The organism is Leptospira perolatii, from assembly GCF_002811875.1.
GTDB classification, from domain to species: domain Bacteria; phylum Spirochaetota; class Leptospiria; order Leptospirales; family Leptospiraceae; genus Leptospira_B; species Leptospira_B perolatii.
Genome location: NZ_NPDZ01000021.1, coordinates 1 through 21,604, shown reverse-complemented (window position 1 = coordinate 21,604; position 21,604 = coordinate 1). Strand labels below are relative to the sequence as shown.

Below are 21,604 nucleotides of genomic sequence, written 5' to 3'. Positions count from 1 at the left end.
AAGTGCCATATTGCATCACAAAAGAATCTACTCTAAACTGTTTTTAGGAATCACGTAAAAATCTACTCCAAATCTTAGAACGATTAGTCCAGGTGTATCTTCTCCTTATAAGGAGTAATGGGCAATGGGACTCAATCTACGGGAGAAACAGATGGTCAGACTGTCCATACCGAGCGAATTGCCGCTTTTGCTATTAAAACGGAGACTGGGGGAACAACATTTAGATGAATGTGGCGAGGTCTTAACCTTTTGCGGACATTATCTCAAATATTTTTAAGCTCGTAATTATTGGGCAATTTCTTGCGATTTCTTCCGCTTGGTCCATATTTTCAGCATTTACGATAATATATCCGGTTATTGAATTTAAGTCTAACGGCAATTGGATTGTTCCTTTTCGAGTAACCTCTCTCCCTATTGCAAAATGGCCTCCAGAATCTGCTAATCTATCTTTGATTGATGAAAACCATTTTCCCCAGGCCTGCATTATTTCTTGAGTTGGCTTCTCGAAACCGACAGATAAAAACAAATATTTTTTCATCATCTTCTCCTGATTTATGAAATTGACGATTGAACTTAAACTCAAATAATCAACAGATTTTTTAAAAGCAGATTGTTAAATGCGGTGGCGTTTTATTGCGACCAATTTTCGATTTTTAGATTCTTTACCATATTAAATTCTTTCGTATTGTTTGTTACAAAAACAAGTTCACGTGATAAAGCTTGCGCAGCGAATAGATTATTAATAGAGCCGATACTTGACTTAGTCTGCGGCGAACCCGGGCAAGTTAGTCTATCCAGCGAGGCAAGCAATCAGGACACAAATCGGAATCAGAAAGAAGTTCCAACTGATATATTAAAATAAGCTAAATTTCTCTGAATATCGTACGTCCTCAGCGCGGAATCTTTTGCATATTGCAAATCTAAGACGCTCGGTGGTAATGCTCCAACAAAAGCGAGACTACTTGCATCCGGGATCGGAATATATTTTTTGTGAATTTGCCCAAGACGATGTGATACCGAAAGTTCGAGTCCTATGAATAGTCCGGAATCGAAGATATGTCGATATCCGAAGGCGCCCCCAAGATAATACGCTGGACTTTCTTCGATTTTATATCCGTAAGGCGGACTCGAAGCGGTCACTCTCCTTAAATCTCCTTGAGGAGTTACTCCTATATTATCAGAAACCTTTTTTCCGAATCCGTCCAAGGTACCGAAACGACCTGATATGTAAATTCCGTTGGAAGAAAAGGGAAATAAGGTAGCGGTCAGGAACGCATTGTGTAAATTTCGCTCTGTCGCTTCTTTGTGAGACACAGAGCTGCCATCTGCCAATGGTAGAGATAGACTTGTTTCAGTTTTAGATGCGTGAATTCTATCGTAACCAACTCCTACGCTCAGCTTTTCGCCAAGGAAATATTCCAATCGAATTCCCAATCCGGTTACTGAGGGCTTGTTCACAGAGATTTGAAGATTCTTCTTTGCTCTCAACTCACCTTGTGATTCAGAAAAAAGTGAGAGGACCGGAAACAGTAGAGTTATGATACCAAGGTACTTTTTCATTTTTAATTTTCCTATTAATTCGCTTTTCATTGTAGTTTCAAATTAGAGAATAGCCCTTCACCACTCATAGATCGTAATCGATCCTTCGAAGTCGATGCACTGTCTGCCGAATACTAGACTTCCTGACATTTGGTACCAAACTTGGAAGATCCACGTAATGTAAACAGCAGGCCAGAAATTCCTTCCGAGCCATATGCTCCCTTGGTTCGGATTTGCCCAACGAAACCACCATCCTCCCGCATCACAAAACAAAGATGCCTTTCTTGAATCCATCCGATTCATAGAGGAAAAAGGATCTTCACCCAACTTTTCACTTACGAAATTCGGAAGTGGTTTATTTTGGAACGTTTCCGTAAATGCTTCTACAAACTTTCCTTCGCCAATAGAAGTTTGGATGTTTGCTGCTTCGCTTTCAGTAATTCCGAAGATTTCCACTTCTTGAATTTTGGTAGCTGCTTGCGACATTTCTACATTCGATGCAATTTCCTCGACTGCCGCAACCGTCTCCGAAAACGAATCCCCTACTACCTCTCCAGTCTCCAAACCAACTCTACTTCCAAATGTTGTACGTTCCAACAATGCACGCTGCAACCTTTCTATCCTAGGATATTTAGTTTCTGTTAGAGAAGCGATTCCTAAATACAAGTTGCTTTTGTCCGAAAGCGGATCGCTTGGATTACAAGCTCCGAAAAGAATCAGAGCGACTAGACTGGCTATTTTTTTCACTTTTTCACCCTTTTGGCATTTTAGTTTTTGGTTATCGCCCTCCCTCGAATACCTTCAGAGCGATTGTCCTGAAAGCCATTCCAGATATGTGTAATTATTTTAATATACTAATTTGGGATACACTGACACGAACATACCAATTCGGAATATTCACTTCTTCTTAAGGAATGAATTGGATTTTTAGAGCCAGGCAAACTGGATCAAATGGCAGAATCGGAAACTAGAGGGCCGTTTTGGATAGATAAGAATCAGAGATTTTAGGTATGTAGAACCAGGGACTTTTTTTCCGCGCTCCTTACTTTCTCTTTCGGAAGGATTCACATTTCAAAGCGCATGCTTCGACTTAGTTACGGGTTTAGTTTTATGATTTGGAAATTTCACTGATGGCTAAGCTAGCGCTATTTGCGCAGACAGTTCACGAAATAACACTACCCCAACAATATTGCATATAGCAGTAGTGTTTTCAGAAATGTTATTTTACTCAGGAAGTACGACATTATCATTCTCATCCAATGGCCAAAAAGGATTGTGAGCTACTTCAATCAGATGTCCGTCCAAATCTTCGAAATAACTAGAATAACCTCCCCAAAAAACTTTTTGCGGTTCTTTTATGATCTTTGCCCCTAAACTTCTGACCTGTTCGATGACTTGATTTACTTCCTGCTCCGACTTTGCATTAAAAGATAAAGTTATTCCTAAAAATCCTTTTGCGTTTGCATCCGGAAGTCCTGCATCCTTTGCGAGCTCCTCTCTCGGATGCAAAGCCAACACAATTCCACCCAAAGGAAAAAGTGCGAGATCTTCTAAACTCGCGGAGGATTTTTTCCAGCCCAGACCCTTTTCGTAGAAATCCAATGACCTTTGAAAGTTCTTCACACCCAAAGTAATGAGGTTCAATTTCTGTCTCATGACACTCACCTTAATAATATTCTAATCAAGTACATCTATTCTAATATTTAGGTAATTTATGTAAAGTATTTTTCATTCTCGAATTCCGCACTCTTATAGCATTCTACTTTCGCAAATCCTGCCCTTCGTTTAATATTGCAATCCTGCCTTTGAACTAAGCATCACGCGAGAAAACTTGGATCACCTAGCAAAAATTTTACGATGAATATTGAACGTAATGCTACTTTATATTATTTAAAAGCAATAGTTTAGAAAAAGTTATGCTGCCGCAACTGCTTTGTATTTTCTCAGTTTTTTATTTCTTTGTGTAATTTTCATTACTTGTTCACCGGAGTTCACCAGAAATGGTGCTAAGGAAATGATCACCAGCAAATCTGTGTAAGAAATTCACCCAAACTTAAAGGAAGAAATTAGAATATTACAGTAACATAATATAATTTAAGGTGTTTGAATCTATTTTTTCGAAAAGTTGAATACATTTTTCTAGATACTCCTTTTTTCCGATTTTTCCTTTTTGCAACTAACCGTAGTGAGGTTGAAACGTTAACTGCTCTTTTTATCGCAATTTTTTTTGGGACGAGCGATCTAAAAACTGTGCTGAATAGATATTCACGATCTTCTTTTGATGCATTGCAAAATCTTGGGTTTTGCTTTTGGAGGATGCGGTCAAAAGAAGAATATTTTTTTCTGAAGAAGTAAGTGACATCTAAGTGAACGATGATTCAAAAGTAGAAGATCTCTTTATTCTGGATGCTTTCGTTGATCTAAGTCCTCGCTCCCGGATTCAGAGTCATGCGATTTAGCAAATAAATAAGAAAAATGGTCCTGGAGGACTTTATGTTGAAAGTGAGAAAATTGGTATCGGGATGTTTCATTCTCGTCTTGTTTTTAATAAACTGCGGCTCTGATAAATCGAAAGATTCACAGGGCTTTGCGAGTCTTTTGAATCTGTTTTCGGATTCCCGCTCCGTTCCTAACACGCACGGAAATCGAGCAGCTTCTGGAAACTGGGAAGTCGGGAACGTTGTTCTGCCAGCCACTCCGCTAAGCACTAACGGTAGATACATAGTGGATGCAAACAACAATCGATTTAAAATGAAGGCGGTAAACTGGTGGGGAGCCAGTGATTCCAAGCAAGTAGTCGCAGGCTTGGACAAACAGCATATCTCGGTAATCATCTCTTTAATCAAAGAGTGGGGATTTAATGCAATTCGATTACCATTTTCTAATATAATGCTTCATAACGAGTCCCCGGTGTCGGCGGAATATATCAGTGCTAACCCACAATGGATTGGTTTGACTCCTCTACAGGTTTACGACCAAACAGTGCAATCTTTGACAGATGCTGGGATTGTAGTCGTATTAAATAACCACACTACTTTTCCAGAATGGTGCTGCGGATTCGACTACAATGGACTTTGGTATCATACTGGTTCCTCTTTTGCTTACAATCAGACAGTAGAAATGTGGCAAAATGACTGGATCATGATGATCAATCGTTATAAAAATAACAAGATGGTCGCGGCCGCAGACCTTAGAAATGAAGTCCGCACCATGCGCTTAAACGATACTCATTTACCGGAAAGTCCAAATTGGGGTTCAGGCGACAAGAACGACTGGGCCAAAGCTTCTCGCGATTTAGGTCTGATGATTATGCAAAATAATTCAGACATCATTGTGATTATCGAAGGAATCAACTGGTGGGGTTCGGTACCTATTCTAGGTTCGGGGGAAAGACCTCACCTAAGACCTGTTAAAGATAATTCCGTACATTTGCAGCGCTCGGATAAGCTGGTATATGCAGCCCATAACTATGGGTTTATCGGACCAAATCACAACGGCGACGACAACACTTCGGGCGGAAATATCAAGTACAGGCAAATGGACCTTGCCACTTTTAAAAACACTATTTATGGAGAATGGGGCTACGTAGTAGATACAGAGAATCATTACACTGCGCCGGTTTGGGTTAGTGAATTTGGTTCTTCCCCCTCCACCACTGACGACCAGGAAAAAGAATGGCTAAAACGTCTTGTGGATTACCTGATAGAAAAAGATCTAGATTTCGCCTATTGGCCATTAAATGGAAACGACGAGTGGGGACTTCTATCCAGCGACTGGTCTAGAACATTAAAAGATGACTGGAGATTTGAGCACCTAAATCGACTTCTTCAATTCAATGGAAAAGTCGGACAGGTTCAAGCCCCCGCACTATACGCTTCCTTATCGATCGGCGGAAGAAACGATAATCTATCTGCTTCGTTTAACACCGATTGGGATTCTGGCGCGAATAAAGGTACGTGCCACGATGGTTTTAGACTGAACGGCTTGAGTAGGGATCATAGAGCTCTTTGCACCGACTCAAATTACGGAAAACTCTGGAACGACAACCACGCATATAACGTACAAGCAGTTAATGAAACTCCTACGAGAAGTCACAACACTGGGGACTGGGCTTCAGGTTTTACAAAATATGAATGTCCTGCGAACTACTATGTTTCGGGATACTCGAAAAGATCTTGGGGTACTAGCGGAATCCTTTGCGCACAAGCTAAAGTACAACTGGGGAACAGCTGTCGGACAGTTTGGTTCGATAGAGGCGATAATCGCACTTCGACCAAAGGTGGGGATTTTGCTAACGGTTCCTACAAAGGTCAGTGCGGAGAAGATGAATATGTAGCCGGAGTGGCACAGAGAGACGGGAATGCTAGTGCGCTACTTTGTTGCAGTGTCACAAGATACTTTAATCTAAAAAACCGTTCTTCTGGTTTGTGCGCAGATATTCCAAACGGAAATACCGCGGATGGCACGAGCATCGTTCAATGGGGTTGTCACAGTGGTTCCAATCAGAAGTGGGCTTATGATTCGGTCTCTGGCACAGTTAAGACTAGGACCGACACGAGTTTCTGTTTGGATAACAACGGGCAGATGAATAACGGAGGAAGTATTACGCTCCGCAAGTGCAACGGAGGCTCTAACCAGCAATTCAATATTCAAAGCGATGGAACCGTTCAAAATCGATCCAACACCAATTTCGTGTTAGATGGATTCGGAACTAGCCAAGGATCAGGGATCGGAACCTGGACCTACCATGGCGGGAATAATCAAAAGTGGGATACAATTTTTGATTAAGAAGCCCTAAGCCTATTACTCCAAGGGAGCTCGGACGAATAAAGTTCGGGCCCCTTTTGGTAGTGCGTACTTTTTAGTGAAAAGCCCCACCCTTCCTGGGCGGGGGCCGGAGCGCAGCGGTGGTACCCACCCCATTTTCACAAAATATCGCTTCGTTCCAGCCTTTTTTTCGCCTGTTTTCCTCGTAGGAGCTCCTACAAAAAAATCCTAAGAATTCACTTGGCTTTCAGTGCTACGGTTCTAAATATTCCTATCTGCAGCAGAATTCTCTGATAAGATAAAATTTATCGTATTGAATGGAGCATTTCAAATGGCAAAGGTACTAATCCCGTTTGCACACGGAATGGAAGAAATGGAAGCGATCATTCTTGTGGACGTTCTAAGAAGAGCCGGCGTGGAAGTAATCACTGCTGGATTGGAAGAAGGTCCTGTTATTGCGGCAAGAAAAACAAAGCATGTTCCAGATACTCTACTGGCAAATCTGAGGGACCAAGATTTTGACATGGTAGTGCTTCCTGGCGGAGGCCAAGGAACTCAAAATCTGGGAAAGAGCAAACTTCTCGCCGAAATTTTAGAAAAGCAAAAGAAAAAGGAAAAGTGGATTGGAGCTATTTGTGCTGCGCCTAGCGTACTGAAGGCGCAAGGGATCCTTGGTTCCGGTCAAAAATTTACTGCCTTTCCGGGCGCGGTAGATTCTCCGGATTATACTGGCTCTAGATTGGAGCAGTCTGGAAAAATCTTGACAAGTATTGGACCTGGGTCTGCATTTGAATTCGCTTTGAAAATAGTGGAAGTTTTGACGAACCCACAAAAGAAAATGGAAGTAGAAAAAGGACTTCACCTTCCTTAAACGAACCGATGCAAACCTTACCTAAAGAATTACTACAAAAAAGCAAAGGAAAGATTCTAGTTTTAACCGGAGCCGGAATCTCCGCAGAAAGTGGAGTTCCGACATTCCGAGGAAACGACGGACTTTGGAAAAACTATAGGGCAGAAGACTTGGCAACCTCCGATGCTTTTGCACGAAACCCAGTTTTAGTCTGGGAATGGTATATTTGGAGAATGGAACTTATTTCGCAGAAGGAACCGAATGATGCGCACTATTCATTGGTAGAATTAGAAAAGAAACATCCGAATTTTCTGCTGATCACTCAGAATGTGGATGGTCTGCACGGGAAGGCTGGTTCTCGCAAAATGAAGGAGATCCACGGAAACATTTTTCGTACTAAATGCATTTCTTGTAAAAAAATTGCTGATGTGACTAGCTTGCCTTTCTCTAAAATTCCCCCGACTTGCCCAGATTGCGGACAGAATCTTAGGCCTAATGTAGTCTGGTTCGGCGAAAACTATGATCAAACTATCTTGGCTGATTGCATTCGAGAGGCAGAGTCTTGCGATATCGTGATTATAGTCGGTTCTTCCGGTTCTGTAGGAGTTCCTGTTTATTTGGCCGAAGTCGCTAAGTCTTCAGGTGCATTTGTTGTGGAAGTGAATCCAGAGCAAAGCGGATTCAGCCATGTAGCCGAACTTTCCCTCCAAGGAACTGCTTGTGATACTTTGCCAGATCTTGTAAAAGCTTTAACCGAAAATTAAGATTTTCTATTTTAAAGTCTCGTTCAGTTTCTTGAACACATATTCACCGTAGTCGTAAAAACAACCTGGCGACATATGCCCCGGATCAGAAAAGCTATCGCAGTTGTAGTTCGGCTCTTCATTCATGTTCCAAAGAATGGTTCCGGTTTCGCGGTTAAATTGTTCTAGCAAAGGCATCCAAACCTCTTGGGGCGATTTCATTCCTTCCTGAGTCTGAACTATTTTGCTTGAATATAGTTTGTAATACGGCCTGGAAACTCTGACCCAGATCGTTGCGTACGGAATGTTTTGCTTTTTTAATATACGGATCGATTCCTTTTGCATGTCCATCATTTCGGAATAAAAAGTGTATGGGCTCATATAAGACAAAAAATCACTCTCTGATCTTTTCAGGAGTAAGTCATATGCAAGAGCCTTTTTCATATTAATGTCCGACGAGTAACTGCCTTTCTCCAGACGAAGGTTCGTAACAATAACATCTTTCGCGTTGTGATACATGTTTGCAAGTTCCGAATGATTCTTCATCCGATCAAGTATGACTGCTAGCTTGGGTCTATCTCTGTATGTGTGAAACAAACCTTTCGAAATCACAGTGGACCAGTCGCTAGTAGAGTAATAATTCCAATGCCGAATCATAAAACTGATCGGAATTCCGTACACCAGCACCTCATCCAATCCGAGTATCGGAGTTTTGTTGAAAACTTCTATAGATTGATCTATCACCACAAAATCTGGACGCAACCCATCACTTTCGATTTTTTCCACCCAGTAATGGAAATAGTCAGGAGTTCCTCCAGGTACCGAAAAATTGTAGAGTATCCATTCCGGATTTTTCTCCGCAAGTTGCTCTACCGGAAACATTAAGGATCTGGAATTTCCGAGAAAGACCAATACCTTTTTTCTTTCTTTCGGATCCTTTCGTAAATATTCCTTTAGATCTTCATAAAGTTCTGGCTTGTTCAAAAAATTGAGATGCGACAATGTCTTTGAATAATAATCCTGAAAAAAATCCAAGGTGATAATTCGATCGATTGCAATTGATAGAAAAAGAATCAGAAACGGAATGGATAAAAATCGGACCTTTGCCATGTTAATCTATCTTATGCCTTAAAACTTGTAGTAAATGAATGCTCCGGAATCTTCGGAGAAAAGAGTCAGTAAAAATACGGTAGCCACCCCGCAGATTACCAGAAGCCAATCCTTGTTTTTCCCAAATTTTTCCACCGCACTCACCTTAAACTGAAGGAAGTGGAACATTAAGAATGCGAGATACGCATATAAAAGTCTTTCTATATTCTCGAGTCGCAATAATTGGAAAGCATCCGGCCCGGAAGCGAGAACACCCGCACTTTCTAACCAGCCAAAACCATTTCCTTGTAACTTGTGGGCAAAACTTCCCGGTAAATTTGTAAATAGTCCTGCCACATGCTGAACCATAGTGCTGGCGCTATCCGCCCTAAACAAGACCGCGCTGAAAGAGAATAATGAAAAAATAAATAATACTTTTAGAATATGCAATAGAGAATTACTGCTCTCATTTAAACCGTAGCCGAATCTCTTTTCCAAAAATCTTTCAAATGCTAAGATCACTCCCCAATAAAATCCCCAGGTGGCGTAGGTATAATCGGCTCCATGCCAAATTCCGCCGATCGTCATAGTCAAGATCAGGTTTAAATAAGTTCTCCATTCGCCTGCCCTACTTCCGCCTAGCGAAAAATAAATATAATCTCTTAACCAGAAAGAAAGAGTGATATGCCACCTTTGCCAGAGTTCTTTTCCAGTAGAAGAGAATAAGGGAGCTTTAAAGTTTTCCGGCAGGTCAATGCCTATAAATAATCCGACGGATCTAGCCATATCCGTAAGTCCGGAAAAGTCGCAATAAACTTGCACTGCGTACCCAAAAGCAGCCAAGACCAAAGATAGATTATCATACTGACTCGGTCCCGCAAAAACTGGGGCAATCAAGCTCGCTACCGGGTCAGCTACTAAAAGTTTTTTCGAAAGTCCCGACATCATTAAATAGCAGGCTCTCACTATTTTGTCTTTGGAAGGCTCTAATCTTTCTAAATTCGGAAAAAAGTCGGAGGTCCTCAAAATCGGACCTGCAATCAACACCGGGAAGAAGAGCACAAAGGAGAAATACTTTTTTAAAGTGATCCTTTCTTCTTCCGGCTTTCTGTAAGCGTCAACGACTGCAGCGATCATTTGAAAACTATAAAAGCTGACCGCCAAAGGAAGTGAGATCTTCAGAATTCTTGGAACTTCCGAAAAGAAAGGATACCCAGTCAAATCGGCCAAAATCTTATTAATAAAGTAGAAATATTTAAAGAAGCCTAAATTAATTACGTTAAAGAGGACCGAAAAAGTAACCCAAAACTTTTTATTCTTAGAAGTCTTTACCTTATAATATCCCAGATAGTTTAATAATATTACAAAAATAAAATGTACGAAAAATGCTTTTCCGCTAAAAAGATAAAAAACTCCGCTCGCGAGAAGAAGGAAATCGAGTTTCCAAGTTTTCGGCAGTGACCAATAGATCACATATACAACTGCAAAAAAGAGTAAGAATAAAACGGAATTAAAAAGCACGCGCTACTTTCCCTTCTTAAAGAATTCTTTCCAGTATTGGATTTCTGTCGGAGAAAGCTTGCGATCCGTGTCCTTCTCCTCCGACTTTGGCTGATTCTGCTTCGCCAAAGCTTCGGTAATTTTCGCAGCAAAATCCTCGGAAAGTATAGATTTTGCACCTAACCTTTTTGCAAAAACCATTATTTCTTGGTCAGAACTTATTACAAAGAGATTCGACGGTCTAGGAGAGTACTTAATATACTCCTTGATAAGATCGTCGGCCTTTTGGTCTTGGCTAAAGTAGACTTGAATCTGTCCATACGAATCGGAGCGAACTTCACTCCCTTTTTCCTTTTTCCCGTCAAAAAAGACATGAATCGCCGGATTTTTAGCGACTGCGGAATACGATTCCAAAATTCGAAGCAACCCTACACGAGCATCTCTTAAGCGATTTGCGTACATGTATTCCTCAAGCTCGGGAAACTTGTAGATCAAATTGAATCCGTCGACGACTAAATGCATCCTGCTAAATCTAGTGACCAGTTTGGACACTTCCAAAAAACTTGTAAACACCTTCCCAAAGGGGAATCTTGCGCTCAATGTCGGAAGAAAAAAAGAAACACCATAGCTCTCACTCTTCCAGATTTGGCAAATACCTCCGCACGATTCGCTATTGGAGAAGCGTTTTGCCGGGCACTGGTCGGGATTACTTTTTGCTCACCCTCGCCGGCGTAGACGTGTTCTTTTTACTCTTTGTAAATTCCTACAAAGAGTTCATGCACAAGGATATCCCTAGCTACCTATTGGTGTTCGATTTATTCGTAATCTTACTCTGGGTTTTTGATTTGTTCATCCGAATCCAGAAGTTAGAAGATCCAAGAAAATATCTAAGAACGAATTGGTACGAAGTGATCGGAATCATTCCTTTCTACTTTCTACGACCCTTTCTATTGTTAAGAGGAGTAAAACTAGCAATCGCATTTTACAGAATCGGAATGTCGGGTCAAAACGTAAGCGAAGCTTTGACTAGAGAAATCACGTTCCGGTTTAGAGATGTGATTGTGGACACGATTGCAGATGCAGTGTTTCTACATTCACTCGAAAGAGTAGAAGAAGTGATGCTTCGGTTGGACTATAGCCAACTCGCAAAGCAGGCATTTTCCAAGCACCACGACCAATTCCACGGAAAGGTGAATGAATCCTTGCAGAGTAAATTTCTGCTCGGAGAACTTTCTAGAATTCCATTTATGTCGGAAGTTTCTCGAAGACTCGGAGAAGATATCGGTGAGATGATCGCGGAAGTTTTAGAAACCGAAGTCATGGGAGATATCATGAAGGATATCACCGCGAGCATTCTAAGAGAAATGGCGGATCACGTCAAAAAATTACCTTTGGAGAGAATCACCGGACCTTCTAGTGCCTTGCCGGTTAGCGATCCTGCGGTTTCTAAACCGACGGAAAGTGAAGGTCACTCGTCACCAGAAGCTGCCACCTAATGATAGTTTAACGATCAAATGAATGATGATCGATGTGTGATGGGTAATCCGTGAAGAAAGATGGATTTTAGTTGTGTTTAACCAATCAGTTTACTGATTTCCTGGAATTCTCAAAATCAAAACCTGTGTAGTAGATTTTGCGACTAGTTTCCCTTCCTCATCAATTGCTTCCGCTTCCATATACATGTGCTGATTGCCTCTCGCAATCACTCGAGCAGTGATTGTGATCCTTTGATTTTCCTTAATCATTCGAATATAACTTGTACTGAGTTCTAAGGTAGTGGTAGGTTTTCCTGCAGCCAGATAGCAAAGAGGTCCGTAGGTATTGTCAAAGGCCGCAGCCAAAAAGCCACCTTGTAAGACAGACATCGGATTGGAAAATCTAGGTTCTGCCAAAAAGGAACAAGTGATTTCCTTTTTACGAACATAGGAAATGAATTCTCCCGACATTTCCTTGAAAGAAGGAGGTGGAATCACAAGACTCACCCCCGGTGAAGCTTTTTTGAATTTTTCCCATTCCTTATTCAGGTCGGATGCCAATTTTTCTTTCTCTTTATCTGAGCCCATGTTTCCTCCTGCTCTCGAACTTGAATCTACTTATAAAAAAGGAAATTATTTCTGCTTCCAGAAGAAAACCATCCATACTTCGATTTTTTAGTTTGCGACAAAAACGAACTTTCTCTTGAGCTCAGTTGGAAACGCGAACCGCTTCACTCGCACTACGCCGATACCAGTTCTTTTGAGCTCAGTTGGAAACGCGAACCGCTTCCCTACGCCCTACGCCGACACATCCTTGTGTCGAGCTCCGGGACGTTCGCCATCCTGGCTCACTCTTCGGGAATGCGTTTCCCGTTTCCTCCCCGTCTCTCGGCGCGTTTCGCTGGGCGCCTCCGGCTTTGCCGGACCGGGCTCTACGCTTGTATCTGCACCGCACCATTTTATGCTTTTATAATATGGCAATCTTCCACGATCAAGCATGGTGCGGTTCAGGATATCGCTACGATCCCTGGCGGATACTTCAAGATGGAATATTACACATTCCAAATGAACATATTCTGTTACGGAATATACCAATATGGAATCTTTGATCGAATGCATCGCAGATCAATAGTTCTTGAAAAATAAAAAAATCTCACCAGCCTGAAAAATGCATAAATTAATTTTTAAAAGTAGATTATGTTATTTTAATTCTCCTCCTTTCTATTTTTCCATTGCAACTCCTCAGTAAGCATAAAAATATTAAATAGTTTACTCCGACAAACTTCCTGCATGAGAAAGAAAAACTCTTATCACACGAATATAGCCTTTAAAGTCCAGACAGGCTTGTTATCTGAGAAAGAAAAGTCCTGTATTCCTACTTCAACCTTCTATGATATGAGAAAGCGCGATCTGTCCAATGTAATAGGATTCGATAGTGATGATAAGGATCTTTTCAAAGAAGCTACTTTGAATAAAATTTTAGACTCAAGATCCTTCAAAACTATCCTGCGCGGGCTCATACTTGTTTTCCGATTTTACTATAAGTTAGCCGATACAATGAAGGGAAAACGAAAGATATGGAATATGAAAAGATCAGAGATTGCAGCTCTTGTTACAAGGCTTAGTTCAATCTTCGGGGTCAAGCGAACATGCAAACTCATGAAGATTTCCGTTCCCCTCTATTACAGATGGAAAAATGAATTAGACTGTAAAACTTCCATTTTTTCAATCTGTCGAAAATCTCACCCAAAACAAATTACCATTCCTGAACAACTCGTCATGAAGAGTTACTTAAACAGAAAAATATTTTGGAATTGGCCCTTACGTTCTATATATTATCGTATTCTAAACGATGGAAAAGCTTATTTCAATTTAACCACCTTCTATAAATATGCTCGAATTTTAAAACCACAACGACCTGTATTCAGAAAACCTAAGCAAAGAACAGGTGTCCGCGCAAATTCACCATTTCAGCTGTTACACATGGATACTACGATCCTTCACACTACAGATCAAACCAAAGTATTCATTCATATTATTTCGGATAACTTTTCAAGAGCTATTCTAGGCTGGAAAGTTTCCTTAGCATCTTCCTCCAATATTGCAAAACAGAATCTCCAGAAAGTTTACACTACTTTTAATCTTTCTAATAAGGACAATGTTTACCTCCTCTGTGATGGTGGTGCTGAAAACTTCGGATTCGTTGACCAATTTATTAATCTACCCGAGATCCGTATTCGCAAATTAATCGCGCAAGTCGACATCAAATACTCAAACAGCATGGTTGAAGCAATTCACAAAAAAATGAAATACGAGTTTCTTTTTCGAATTCCGCAACGAAACCTAAAAGATGTAATCCAAACTCTTAGAAAAGCGGTTCCAGAATACAATCATAGACCGAGCGGAGTGTTATTTGGCTATTCTCCCTGGCAAGTTCTGAACGGCGCAATTCCGGACAAGTTTAGATTTTCCTATAAAATTAAAGAAGCCGCCTCCAATCGCACGCTTATTAATTCAAATTCCTTATGTAAATCTTGCAAGTGATTCCAAAATCATTTGGCAAACTTAACTTTTTTACTACTACTTTGCAGTCACTCCTCCAATTTTATACTTTCCGAATATCCGGAACATTGCATTTAACTTTTCTGTGGACTCTGCTGGGCTGCACACGAATGGTGCGTTACTCTAATCACCGGGTCGGAAACGTCGACAGGCATAGGTCATTGCCCGGAGGAACTCTTAAAGTTTGATACTTTCCGAATATCCGGAATATTGCATTTAACTTTTCTGTGGATTCTTCACTGCTTCAAGCAGAACTTTCCCGATTAAGGAAGTAGCTTAACAATGTAGAATGGAAATTTTGACGAGGTGCAACGGGAATTTACTAATTAGAAAATTCTCGGACCCTAGACGAAATCCTAAAACCCGAGAATGACAATCTTTTTAGTTATTAAGCATTCCGCAGGCGATAGATCCAGAATTAATACCGCAAGCTGCTTTGTATCCCGAAACAATTACGCTCGCAGGTGGAGAGTTTTCACACATCGTAGTTTCCACACCTGCTTGATCCACTGCTTGAACGGAGAATGTGGTCCCAGGTTGTACTTCAATAGAAGTTTGCGAAACCCCAGTGAGTGGAAAAGAAGTCAACAATTGGGTTCCAGTGCAGTTTTGTCCGGAAAAGATCGACACCAAAATGGTAGTCGCTGAATTCATAGAAGTATTAACTCGATCAACAACGATTGGTACTGGTCGGTTCGCCAAAAGTACAGTCAATAATGCATCTGCACCGTTTTTCTTACCATCATCACATCCAAATGAAATGGCAGCAAAAATGGTTAATAGCGCTAGGCTTTTCTTCATAAAGTTTTTACCTGAAATGGGGTTGTTTGGTTTGAACATAGGTAGGCTCGCTTATACGTCCACTGATTTTTTGATCCAGTTTTTCTGCAACTGACACAAGGTTGATGCAAACTAAATCTACTTTTATGATAGTGGAACCTTTGGGGGATTTATTTTTCTTTCTTTCTCGGTAAAAGACCATGCTCCATTAACTCTTTTTCTGTCAGACCTGTAACACGAATTACGGCAGCGGGATCCATTCCTTTGTACGATAGCAATTCTTTAGCTCTTTTTAAAGCCTTCTCCAAGCTTTCCTTCGTCCAAACTTTCTTTTTTACTTCCTCGGATTTTGAGTCTTCCAGAGGTTTCTTCGGTCCCATAACCCCATTTTCGCAATCTTCTTCGGTTAATCCGTCAAGTTGATTCCCGACGTGAGGGTATCTTGCTTCCCTTGGCCATTGTAGCCAGTAAATGCAACTATCAACGGTAGCACCTGGATACGATTTAATTTCCCAATTTTCAATATTGACTTCCGTTTGATTATACCTGCCTGGTACCCATTTATCTTCATCTTTTCTTTTCATGTGTTTTATAAAATAGTAATTCACAAAACCGTTGTTTATAAATATCGTTAAGCCAATAATTTCTTCCGTATTCCATCCTGTCACACCCGGTTGGGTATGATATTCTTTCTTCATGTACTGATAATCAACTATTCTTGAAAAATCAAAAATTGAGTTCCTAATTTTTGCTGATCTAGTTTTTATATAAGTCCTACGAAAAGTGGGTCCCTCCGGATACATTCGATCCAAGTTTTTTTCAGTTGTAACTCCTATCTTAGGTAAATTGCTCGGATCAAACTTAAAATCAACATGCCTGGCACCAATAATATCATCTCTGAAAGCTTCAGGAACTGACTCAGGTCCCTTACAAAGCATCGCATAGAAACCTAAAACAAAAATGCCGCCTTTCAAATTCAAAACCGAAAACCCCCTCATTTGAAGATCCAATCGTAGGCGTAAATGCTGTGACAAGCGAGCGGGTTCACTGATTTACAACTCGAATCAGTATATGTAGTTCTGCCATTCTGAGCCTCATATGCATTCCTACTTAATGTATTTTGGCCGGAGAGCGTTGGGGCACCGTTACTAATCGTATCAAATATGTTAGTATAGAATTTTACATTCGCAAAGTTGGAAGGTATATTCTGCGGGACATGACCTCCTCCAATCGAAATCCATTTTTTATTGTCGTAAAAATAGCGTTCATCTAAATTTTTCGCCGCCTGCTGGAAAGCATTTCCCGTAATTACACTTCCTTGGCTGTAGCTATAAACGGTGTTCATCTGACCGGATTTTATTGCATCCCGCAGGTTATCCTGGGCCTTCTCATAACCTTTTGCAATTTGCGATTGCTGTCCTATTGCCACGTTCGTCATATCATGCATCATCCCGTTAGTTCCGTTGTAATACAGATACAGGTTACTATTCATCTTATAACCTTCACGCAAATAATGTGCAGCATCCAACGCGGCTTCAAACCTCATATTCATCCCGTTTACAAATGCAGTCCCGTTCTTGACTTTGGCCATTTCGTCCGGTGTTGTAACGATCATCTTGCCAGTTTTATCGATCTGAACTATACTGCCTTCAGTCATTTCCCTTCCATTGATGCGCATAGCTTTCTTGTCCGTTAACGATACCCCGTCCAGCAACATATCCTCTTCGATTCTATTGCCGTAGCGGTCCGCGTAATAACGAGTCATATTCCCATTTTTGTCAAGGGTCAAAACGCTGCCGTTCTCCTTGTCCTGATAAACAGAGTACCCGTTTTCATCTTTAACTACCTGCAAATATCTACCTGAAATGTCTTTTCCGTTCTGCGTGTAGTTCAGATTTAGCTCTCTAGTTCCCATACTTATGCTATTGTAATCTGCGTTATGGACCCAAACACCGGTTTCGCCTACAAAGTAAGTATGAAAGTCTTCTACCTCAAAGTTATAGACTTTCTCTCCACGAGTATCTACTTCAATTGAATTAATTTCAAGTGTATCACCACTTGCTGTTAACGTAATGTCTCCAGCTTTCAAGTTCCACGCTTGGGTCCATTCTGAATTCTCTACCGAGAAATTCTCTCTTCTGTTCTCGGTTTTCAATCTTCTGAACGGGTGACTCCAAGTGGTTTCTAAGAGTAATCCATCTGCAAATTCAACTTTGTAAATAGAATCCACTGTGCGTATATATGTTTGAGAGACTCTCTTGTAAGCAACTTCACCTGTTTTGTCATTTTTAGACAGGACGATATCTCCAACTTGAATCTCTTCAATGTTTTTCAGTCCGTCTTTCGTATGGATTTTTGTTCCTGCAACAAAACATACTCTCGCATGGAATTGTCCCTTCTCATCAACATAACCTTGTGCATTCGTTGAATACCCAAGTGCACCAGCCATGTCATCATACAGATCACCTGCTATTTTACTAAATACATTGTCTCTAGATCCGTCTTGTTGACCTAAGCTCTCTTGTACTTTTTTGTAAGCTGCAAGCACTTGGTTATCATCCATTGCATCTGTGAATAGTTCAGGTCGGGTTTGTTTGAGCATCGTTACAAACTGTGATTTCTTCTGCTCTAATTCATAGCTTGCAAGTTCTTGTGCATACTCTTGCATGTCCGCTTGGTAGCTTTCCGTACTCGATTGCCAGAAATCTCGTCCAAAGTTCTCGTTTCCTACGATTCCTGTTTGTTTAGAATAACTGAATGCGTTTGCTCCGCCTATGTCTGCGTTAGCTGTAAATCCTCCGGTCTCAGACCAAGAAAGTCCTCCTCCGAAAGTATTCACTTTCGGGAAGATTGGTTTGATTGGAGCAACTGGTCTTCCGGAAGTATCATACTTCATTTGATCTGTTTCTGAGTAAGAAGCGTTTAAACTTCCTCCAAATCCATCAAATTCATTGAATGTAAGTCCACCTGTGAGTGTAGATGTTTGGACTTTCGATGTCGGTGTTTCTTGGTAGACTTTATTGTAGGATGCGTTAATTCCTCCGGTAAATCCTCCTCCATCACTCCAGCTCAAGGATCCTGTCCCTTTCACTCCGGAGGCCATGGATTTGGTATATGATAGTCCGGCTCCAAATCCGTTCTGCTCGTTGTAGCTTAGATTTAGTCCTGTCCCTTGTAGAGCACCTCTACTCGCTGTGATTCCTAAATCTACTCCAAACCCTCCGTTTTGGGTATAGTTCACTCCTGCGGAGAATACACTTCCAAGTTTTACGGATGCTGATGCTCCAAATCCTGCTTGTTCTGAATAAGAAAGTCCTAATGTTCCTACTTTGCCAACGCTTAGTCCTACGTTTGCTCCGAACCCGTCTGCATACGAGTAACTTACATCCACTCCTGTCATCGAGGAATATGCACTTGCTGCTCCGGCTATTGCTCCCAGTGCTCCCCCATCATAGGCTCCTTGGATTGCGTTGTATGCTGCAAGTGCTAGTAGAGATGCTCCTCCTGTGAAGGGCGCTGCGATCACTGCGGCGACTGTCGCGATCGTGTTTACCACGTCCTTGTTATCGTGCATAAACTTGCTGACCATTTTGCCGTCTAACACTCCAAAGGTGCTCGCTTCCATCACACTTCCTACTGCGTTCGAGAATCCATCTCCTTTCAGGGATTCTCCTTCTTGTTTCATCTCGTTGTATTTTTCTTTGAGTTTCAAGATGGTATAGAATTGGCTAAAGTGGTGGTCTCCGAATTTTCCTCCTTCGGTTGGTCCGACCAAGTATCCGGAATTCATCGCAGATTCTTCCATGGCTCGTTTTCCGCGTTCATCTGCATTCGTATATTCTAATGCTTTTTGCGGATCTGTAAACAGTTGTCTCAGTCCCGCTTGTGCAGCCTGTGCTACTTTTGCGACCGCTACTGGATCTAGTGCTGTAATCGCTATTTCTCTGTTAGCTGGATTTTCTGGATCGTATATTCTTTTGAAGTCTAGATCCATCTGGGTTTGAGCCAATCTTACCATTGTTTGCAATTCAGCGGATGTTGGTCCTACTTTTGCAGCTAACGTATTAAAATCGGTCAGATCCCATTCTTTTCCGCTGCTATCTTTTACTTTTGGTAATGCATCTGGTGAACTGTATACGAAGTCTGTATAGTCCGGTAGCACCTGTGCCTGTGGGTTTCCATCTGGTCCTACTGTTTGTCTGATGTATACGTTTCCTACCGGCATGAACTGGTCTTGTGCCAGTTGTGATTTCAGTTGTTTGTGTAGGTCTTCGTTGGCGCTCTTGATTGTTTCTTCGTACGCTTTGGGGATCGAATACAAACTGTCTAGTGTTTGTAGCACTACCATCTTTTGGGAGCGTTCATCCATCTCATTTCTAAGTTGCTCAAATGCTTTTACGTTCTTTTCATCCAGCTTTGTTGTTTGCAATTGGTTAATGAAGAATTGTACGTCTTGAGCTGCTCCTTCGCTTACAAGCTTTTCATCAAACCTGGATGGACTGTCTGCAAGGACTGAATTCAGTATTGTATTTGCGTTGAGGTTGATAGACACTCCCGTTGGTAGTGTTCCACCAAAACTTTCTATCATTCCTTGGATTTGGTTGTATGCATCTCGGAGTACTGTGCTATCATCTTGGTCCTTCATCGTAGATAAGAAGTCTTTTTCCCAACTGGACTTCTCTTTGATTGCTTTCTCGATTTCTCTGAGGTGTGCTTCTTCACCTTCTTTCGCTTCTTTGCGGAAGTCGGATCTCCAATTATCCCATTGTTTTAGTATAACCCCTGTTAGGTCATTAAATCTAGCGTTTCCTGTATCTTGTAAGTATTGGATGTTTTGTACCCATTCTTGTTTTCTCGAATGGAAATCCTTTTCTTTGGCATCCCAGGAACCGATCTGCGCTTTCCTTTGTTGTTCCAAATTCAGTTCAAAGAGTTGATCTACAATCTTACCTTTGCCCATGTAGTCGGATACTACTGTTTGGTACATTTCAAACTCTATGTTCTGTCCTGTATTCTTGCTAAGCCTTTGGATCAGGTCGCTAAAGAACTGTTCTCTATCGTCTAGTATTTCTCTTTTATCTGCTTTCTGTCCACCAGGTCCTACACTTGCTTCTTGTGCCGCAAAGTACTCGTCTCTTTCTATTTCGTATTGCGAACGAGAAAGCACTGCCAGTGCAGATACAAATTCATCTCCTGACACCATAAAGGCAGTTTTTACTCCATCGCTGCTCGTTGAGGTAGAACTGGTTGCTGCAGCCGTACTTCCACCTGGAGTGTAACTTGTATTATTTCTTACGAGTAGTCCGTACGCGTCGTGTATATACCTTTCTTGTGCGACTGGATCTCCGTTTTTCCCCGCAATTTTATCTAGATTAAGTCCTTCTTTTCCAGCAGTCCATTCTAGGCTTCCTGCCGTTAAAGTTCCTGTACCGTTCAAGAAGTCTGCATCACTTGCTTCTAGCCCAGTGTTTAACTTATACTTACCTATACTATTTCCAGTTCCGAGTAGTACGGATCGTAATTGCTCAGCACTAGAGATATCCGTGTAATAATTTAGTTCTGCTTGCAGATCTTTAAGCCTAGTCGCAGAAGCGGTTGCATTGGTAATGGAGTTTTGCAGATCGATTTTGGCTTGGTTCCATTGCTCATTTCTATGAATTGCTTCCGCACCTACAAGTGGATTGCCCCATCCCATAATTGCGATGATGACTGCCTCTGCATTTGTAATTTGGTCCAGTTTCGCATTCATCTTAGATGCATATTGTGTATAACTATCCGATTCTAATCTTAGGCTAGCTGTTGAACTAGCCTTATCATCTTCCGCAATGAACCATACTCCATCGAAGGTTTCCTGAGCTACCTTCATGAAAGTAGCTGGGTTTCCACCATTTAGCCTCGGTCTTACAAAATTATAAATATCGTATTGCGGGTATTTGGAGGAGAGTCCACTACCAAAGGTAGTTGGCGGTCCTGCCTGGCCTCTAGCCCCATTGATAAAGTCCCACATCCCGATCTTTCCATTGAGTAAACCTTCCATAATATTGTACTCGGCACGCATATTGGATTCTAATGTCTTGTATTTCGAGCTACCTACATCAACCAGCCCGTTTAACCCATTTTCATTGAATTGTCCCAGCCTTGGCACCAGAAAGTCCTCAAGACTAAACTGCAGTGTGCTCCTTTCCGCAGCGATCTGCTTTTTCAGATCCTCCATTCGATCCTTAATCTTTGTCTCTGCTTGGCTAAATCGTAGTGCTCTCTCTGCCCAGTCTTCAGTGGCTTGTTTGTTTTCTGCTACT

At 41.4% G+C, this 21,604-nt stretch carries 16 protein-coding genes and 1 pseudogene; 5 read left to right on the top strand and 12 right to left on the bottom strand.

Annotated elements, in window-relative coordinates; translation table 11 throughout:
• Positions 1-241 precede the first annotated feature (241 nt).
• From CH373_RS17895 to CH373_RS17875, 5 genes and pseudogenes are all read right to left on the bottom strand, one after another.
• The gene (locus CH373_RS17895) at positions 242-541 is read right to left on the bottom strand and encodes a YciI family protein (RefSeq protein WP_100715464.1); all 300 of its coding nucleotides are present in this window, start codon (positions 539-541) and stop codon (positions 242-244) included.
• Positions 542-630: 89 nt separating this feature from the next.
• A pseudogene (locus tag CH373_RS18850) lies at positions 631-753 on the bottom strand (VapC toxin family PIN domain ribonuclease); the annotation flags it as partial.
• Between the two features lie 75 nt (positions 754-828).
• The gene (locus CH373_RS17885) at positions 829-1,560 is read right to left on the bottom strand and encodes a hypothetical protein (RefSeq protein ID WP_100715463.1); all 732 of its coding nucleotides are present in this window, start codon (positions 1,558-1,560) and stop codon (positions 829-831) included.
• A 57-nt stretch (positions 1,561-1,617) separates the two neighbouring features.
• Entirely contained in the window at positions 1,618-2,286 is a 669-nt protein-coding gene (locus tag CH373_RS17880; RefSeq protein ID WP_100715462.1) for a hypothetical protein, read from the bottom strand.
• A 477-nt stretch (positions 2,287-2,763) separates the two neighbouring features.
• The gene (locus CH373_RS17875) at positions 2,764-3,195 is read right to left on the bottom strand and encodes a VOC family protein (RefSeq protein WP_100715461.1); all 432 of its coding nucleotides are present in this window, start codon (positions 3,193-3,195) and stop codon (positions 2,764-2,766) included.
• Positions 3,196-4,032: 837 nt separating this feature from the next.
• Between CH373_RS17875 and CH373_RS17870 the strand changes: the two genes are divergently transcribed.
• The 3 genes from CH373_RS17870 to CH373_RS17860 all read left to right on the top strand — a co-directional run bounded on the left by CH373_RS17870 (position 4,033) and on the right by CH373_RS17860 (position 7,920).
• Complete coding sequence (locus tag CH373_RS17870) at positions 4,033-6,327, top strand: ricin-type beta-trefoil lectin domain protein (RefSeq protein ID WP_100715460.1); 2,295 nt, start codon at positions 4,033-4,035, stop codon at positions 6,325-6,327.
• Positions 6,328-6,637: 310 nt separating this feature from the next.
• Entirely contained in the window at positions 6,638-7,177 is a 540-nt protein-coding gene (locus CH373_RS17865) for a DJ-1 family glyoxalase III (RefSeq protein ID WP_100715459.1), read from the top strand.
• Between the two features lie 8 nt (positions 7,178-7,185).
• A complete protein-coding gene (locus CH373_RS17860) occupies positions 7,186-7,920 on the top strand; it encodes an SIR2 family NAD-dependent protein deacylase (protein WP_100715458.1) in 735 nt (244 codons plus the stop codon).
• A 6-nt stretch (positions 7,921-7,926) separates the two neighbouring features.
• Here the strand turns inward: CH373_RS17860 and CH373_RS17855 are convergent, their stop codons facing one another.
• From CH373_RS17855 to CH373_RS17845, 3 genes are read right to left on the bottom strand one after another with little or no spacing between them, the layout of a single operon-like run.
• A complete protein-coding gene (locus CH373_RS17855) occupies positions 7,927-9,009 on the bottom strand; it encodes a DUF1574 domain-containing protein (protein ID WP_100715457.1) in 1,083 nt (360 codons plus the stop codon).
• 18 nt (positions 9,010-9,027) lie between these two features.
• Positions 9,028-10,509, bottom strand: a complete 1,482-nt coding sequence (locus CH373_RS17850) for an MBOAT family O-acyltransferase (protein WP_100715456.1) — start codon at positions 10,507-10,509, stop codon at positions 9,028-9,030.
• A gap of 3 nt (positions 10,510-10,512) precedes the next feature.
• The gene (locus CH373_RS17845) at positions 10,513-11,010 is read right to left on the bottom strand and encodes an NYN domain-containing protein (RefSeq protein WP_165778870.1); all 498 of its coding nucleotides are present in this window, start codon (positions 11,008-11,010) and stop codon (positions 10,513-10,515) included.
• A 77-nt stretch (positions 11,011-11,087) separates the two neighbouring features.
• Here CH373_RS17845 and CH373_RS17840 point away from each other — a divergent pair, with 77 nt between their 5' ends.
• A complete protein-coding gene (locus CH373_RS17840) occupies positions 11,088-11,984 on the top strand; it encodes a hypothetical protein (protein WP_243393466.1) in 897 nt (298 codons plus the stop codon).
• Between the two features lie 90 nt (positions 11,985-12,074).
• On the opposite strand, the gene CH373_RS17835 is transcribed toward CH373_RS17840, so the two are convergent.
• The gene (locus CH373_RS17835; RefSeq protein WP_100715455.1) at positions 12,075-12,551 is read right to left on the bottom strand and encodes a PaaI family thioesterase; all 477 of its coding nucleotides are present in this window, start codon (positions 12,549-12,551) and stop codon (positions 12,075-12,077) included.
• Between the two features lie 702 nt (positions 12,552-13,253).
• On the opposite strand from CH373_RS17835, the gene CH373_RS17830 reads away from it, so the two are divergent.
• Positions 13,254-14,507 carry a DDE-type integrase/transposase/recombinase gene (locus CH373_RS17830; protein WP_165778869.1) on the top strand — a complete coding sequence of 418 codons (1,254 nt, stop codon included), beginning with the start codon at positions 13,254-13,256 and terminating at the stop codon, positions 14,505-14,507.
• A 399-nt stretch (positions 14,508-14,906) separates the two neighbouring features.
• Here the strand turns inward: CH373_RS17830 and CH373_RS17825 are convergent, their stop codons facing one another.
• The 3 genes from CH373_RS17825 to CH373_RS17815 all read right to left on the bottom strand — a co-directional run bounded on the left by CH373_RS17825 (position 14,907) and on the right by CH373_RS17815 (position 21,519).
• Positions 14,907-15,326 carry a hypothetical protein gene (locus tag CH373_RS17825; protein WP_100715560.1) on the bottom strand — a complete coding sequence of 140 codons (420 nt, stop codon included), beginning with the start codon at positions 15,324-15,326 and terminating at the stop codon, positions 14,907-14,909.
• Between the two features lie 149 nt (positions 15,327-15,475).
• Positions 15,476-16,285: a hypothetical protein gene (locus tag CH373_RS17820; protein ID WP_125170057.1), complete on the bottom strand. Its 810-nt coding sequence runs from the start codon at positions 16,283-16,285 to the stop codon at positions 15,476-15,478.
• A gap of 14 nt (positions 16,286-16,299) precedes the next feature.
• Positions 16,300-21,519: a polymorphic toxin-type HINT domain-containing protein gene (locus CH373_RS17815; protein ID WP_207761506.1), complete on the bottom strand. Its 5,220-nt coding sequence runs from the start codon at positions 21,517-21,519 to the stop codon at positions 16,300-16,302.
• Positions 21,520-21,604: the final 85 nt, after the last annotated feature.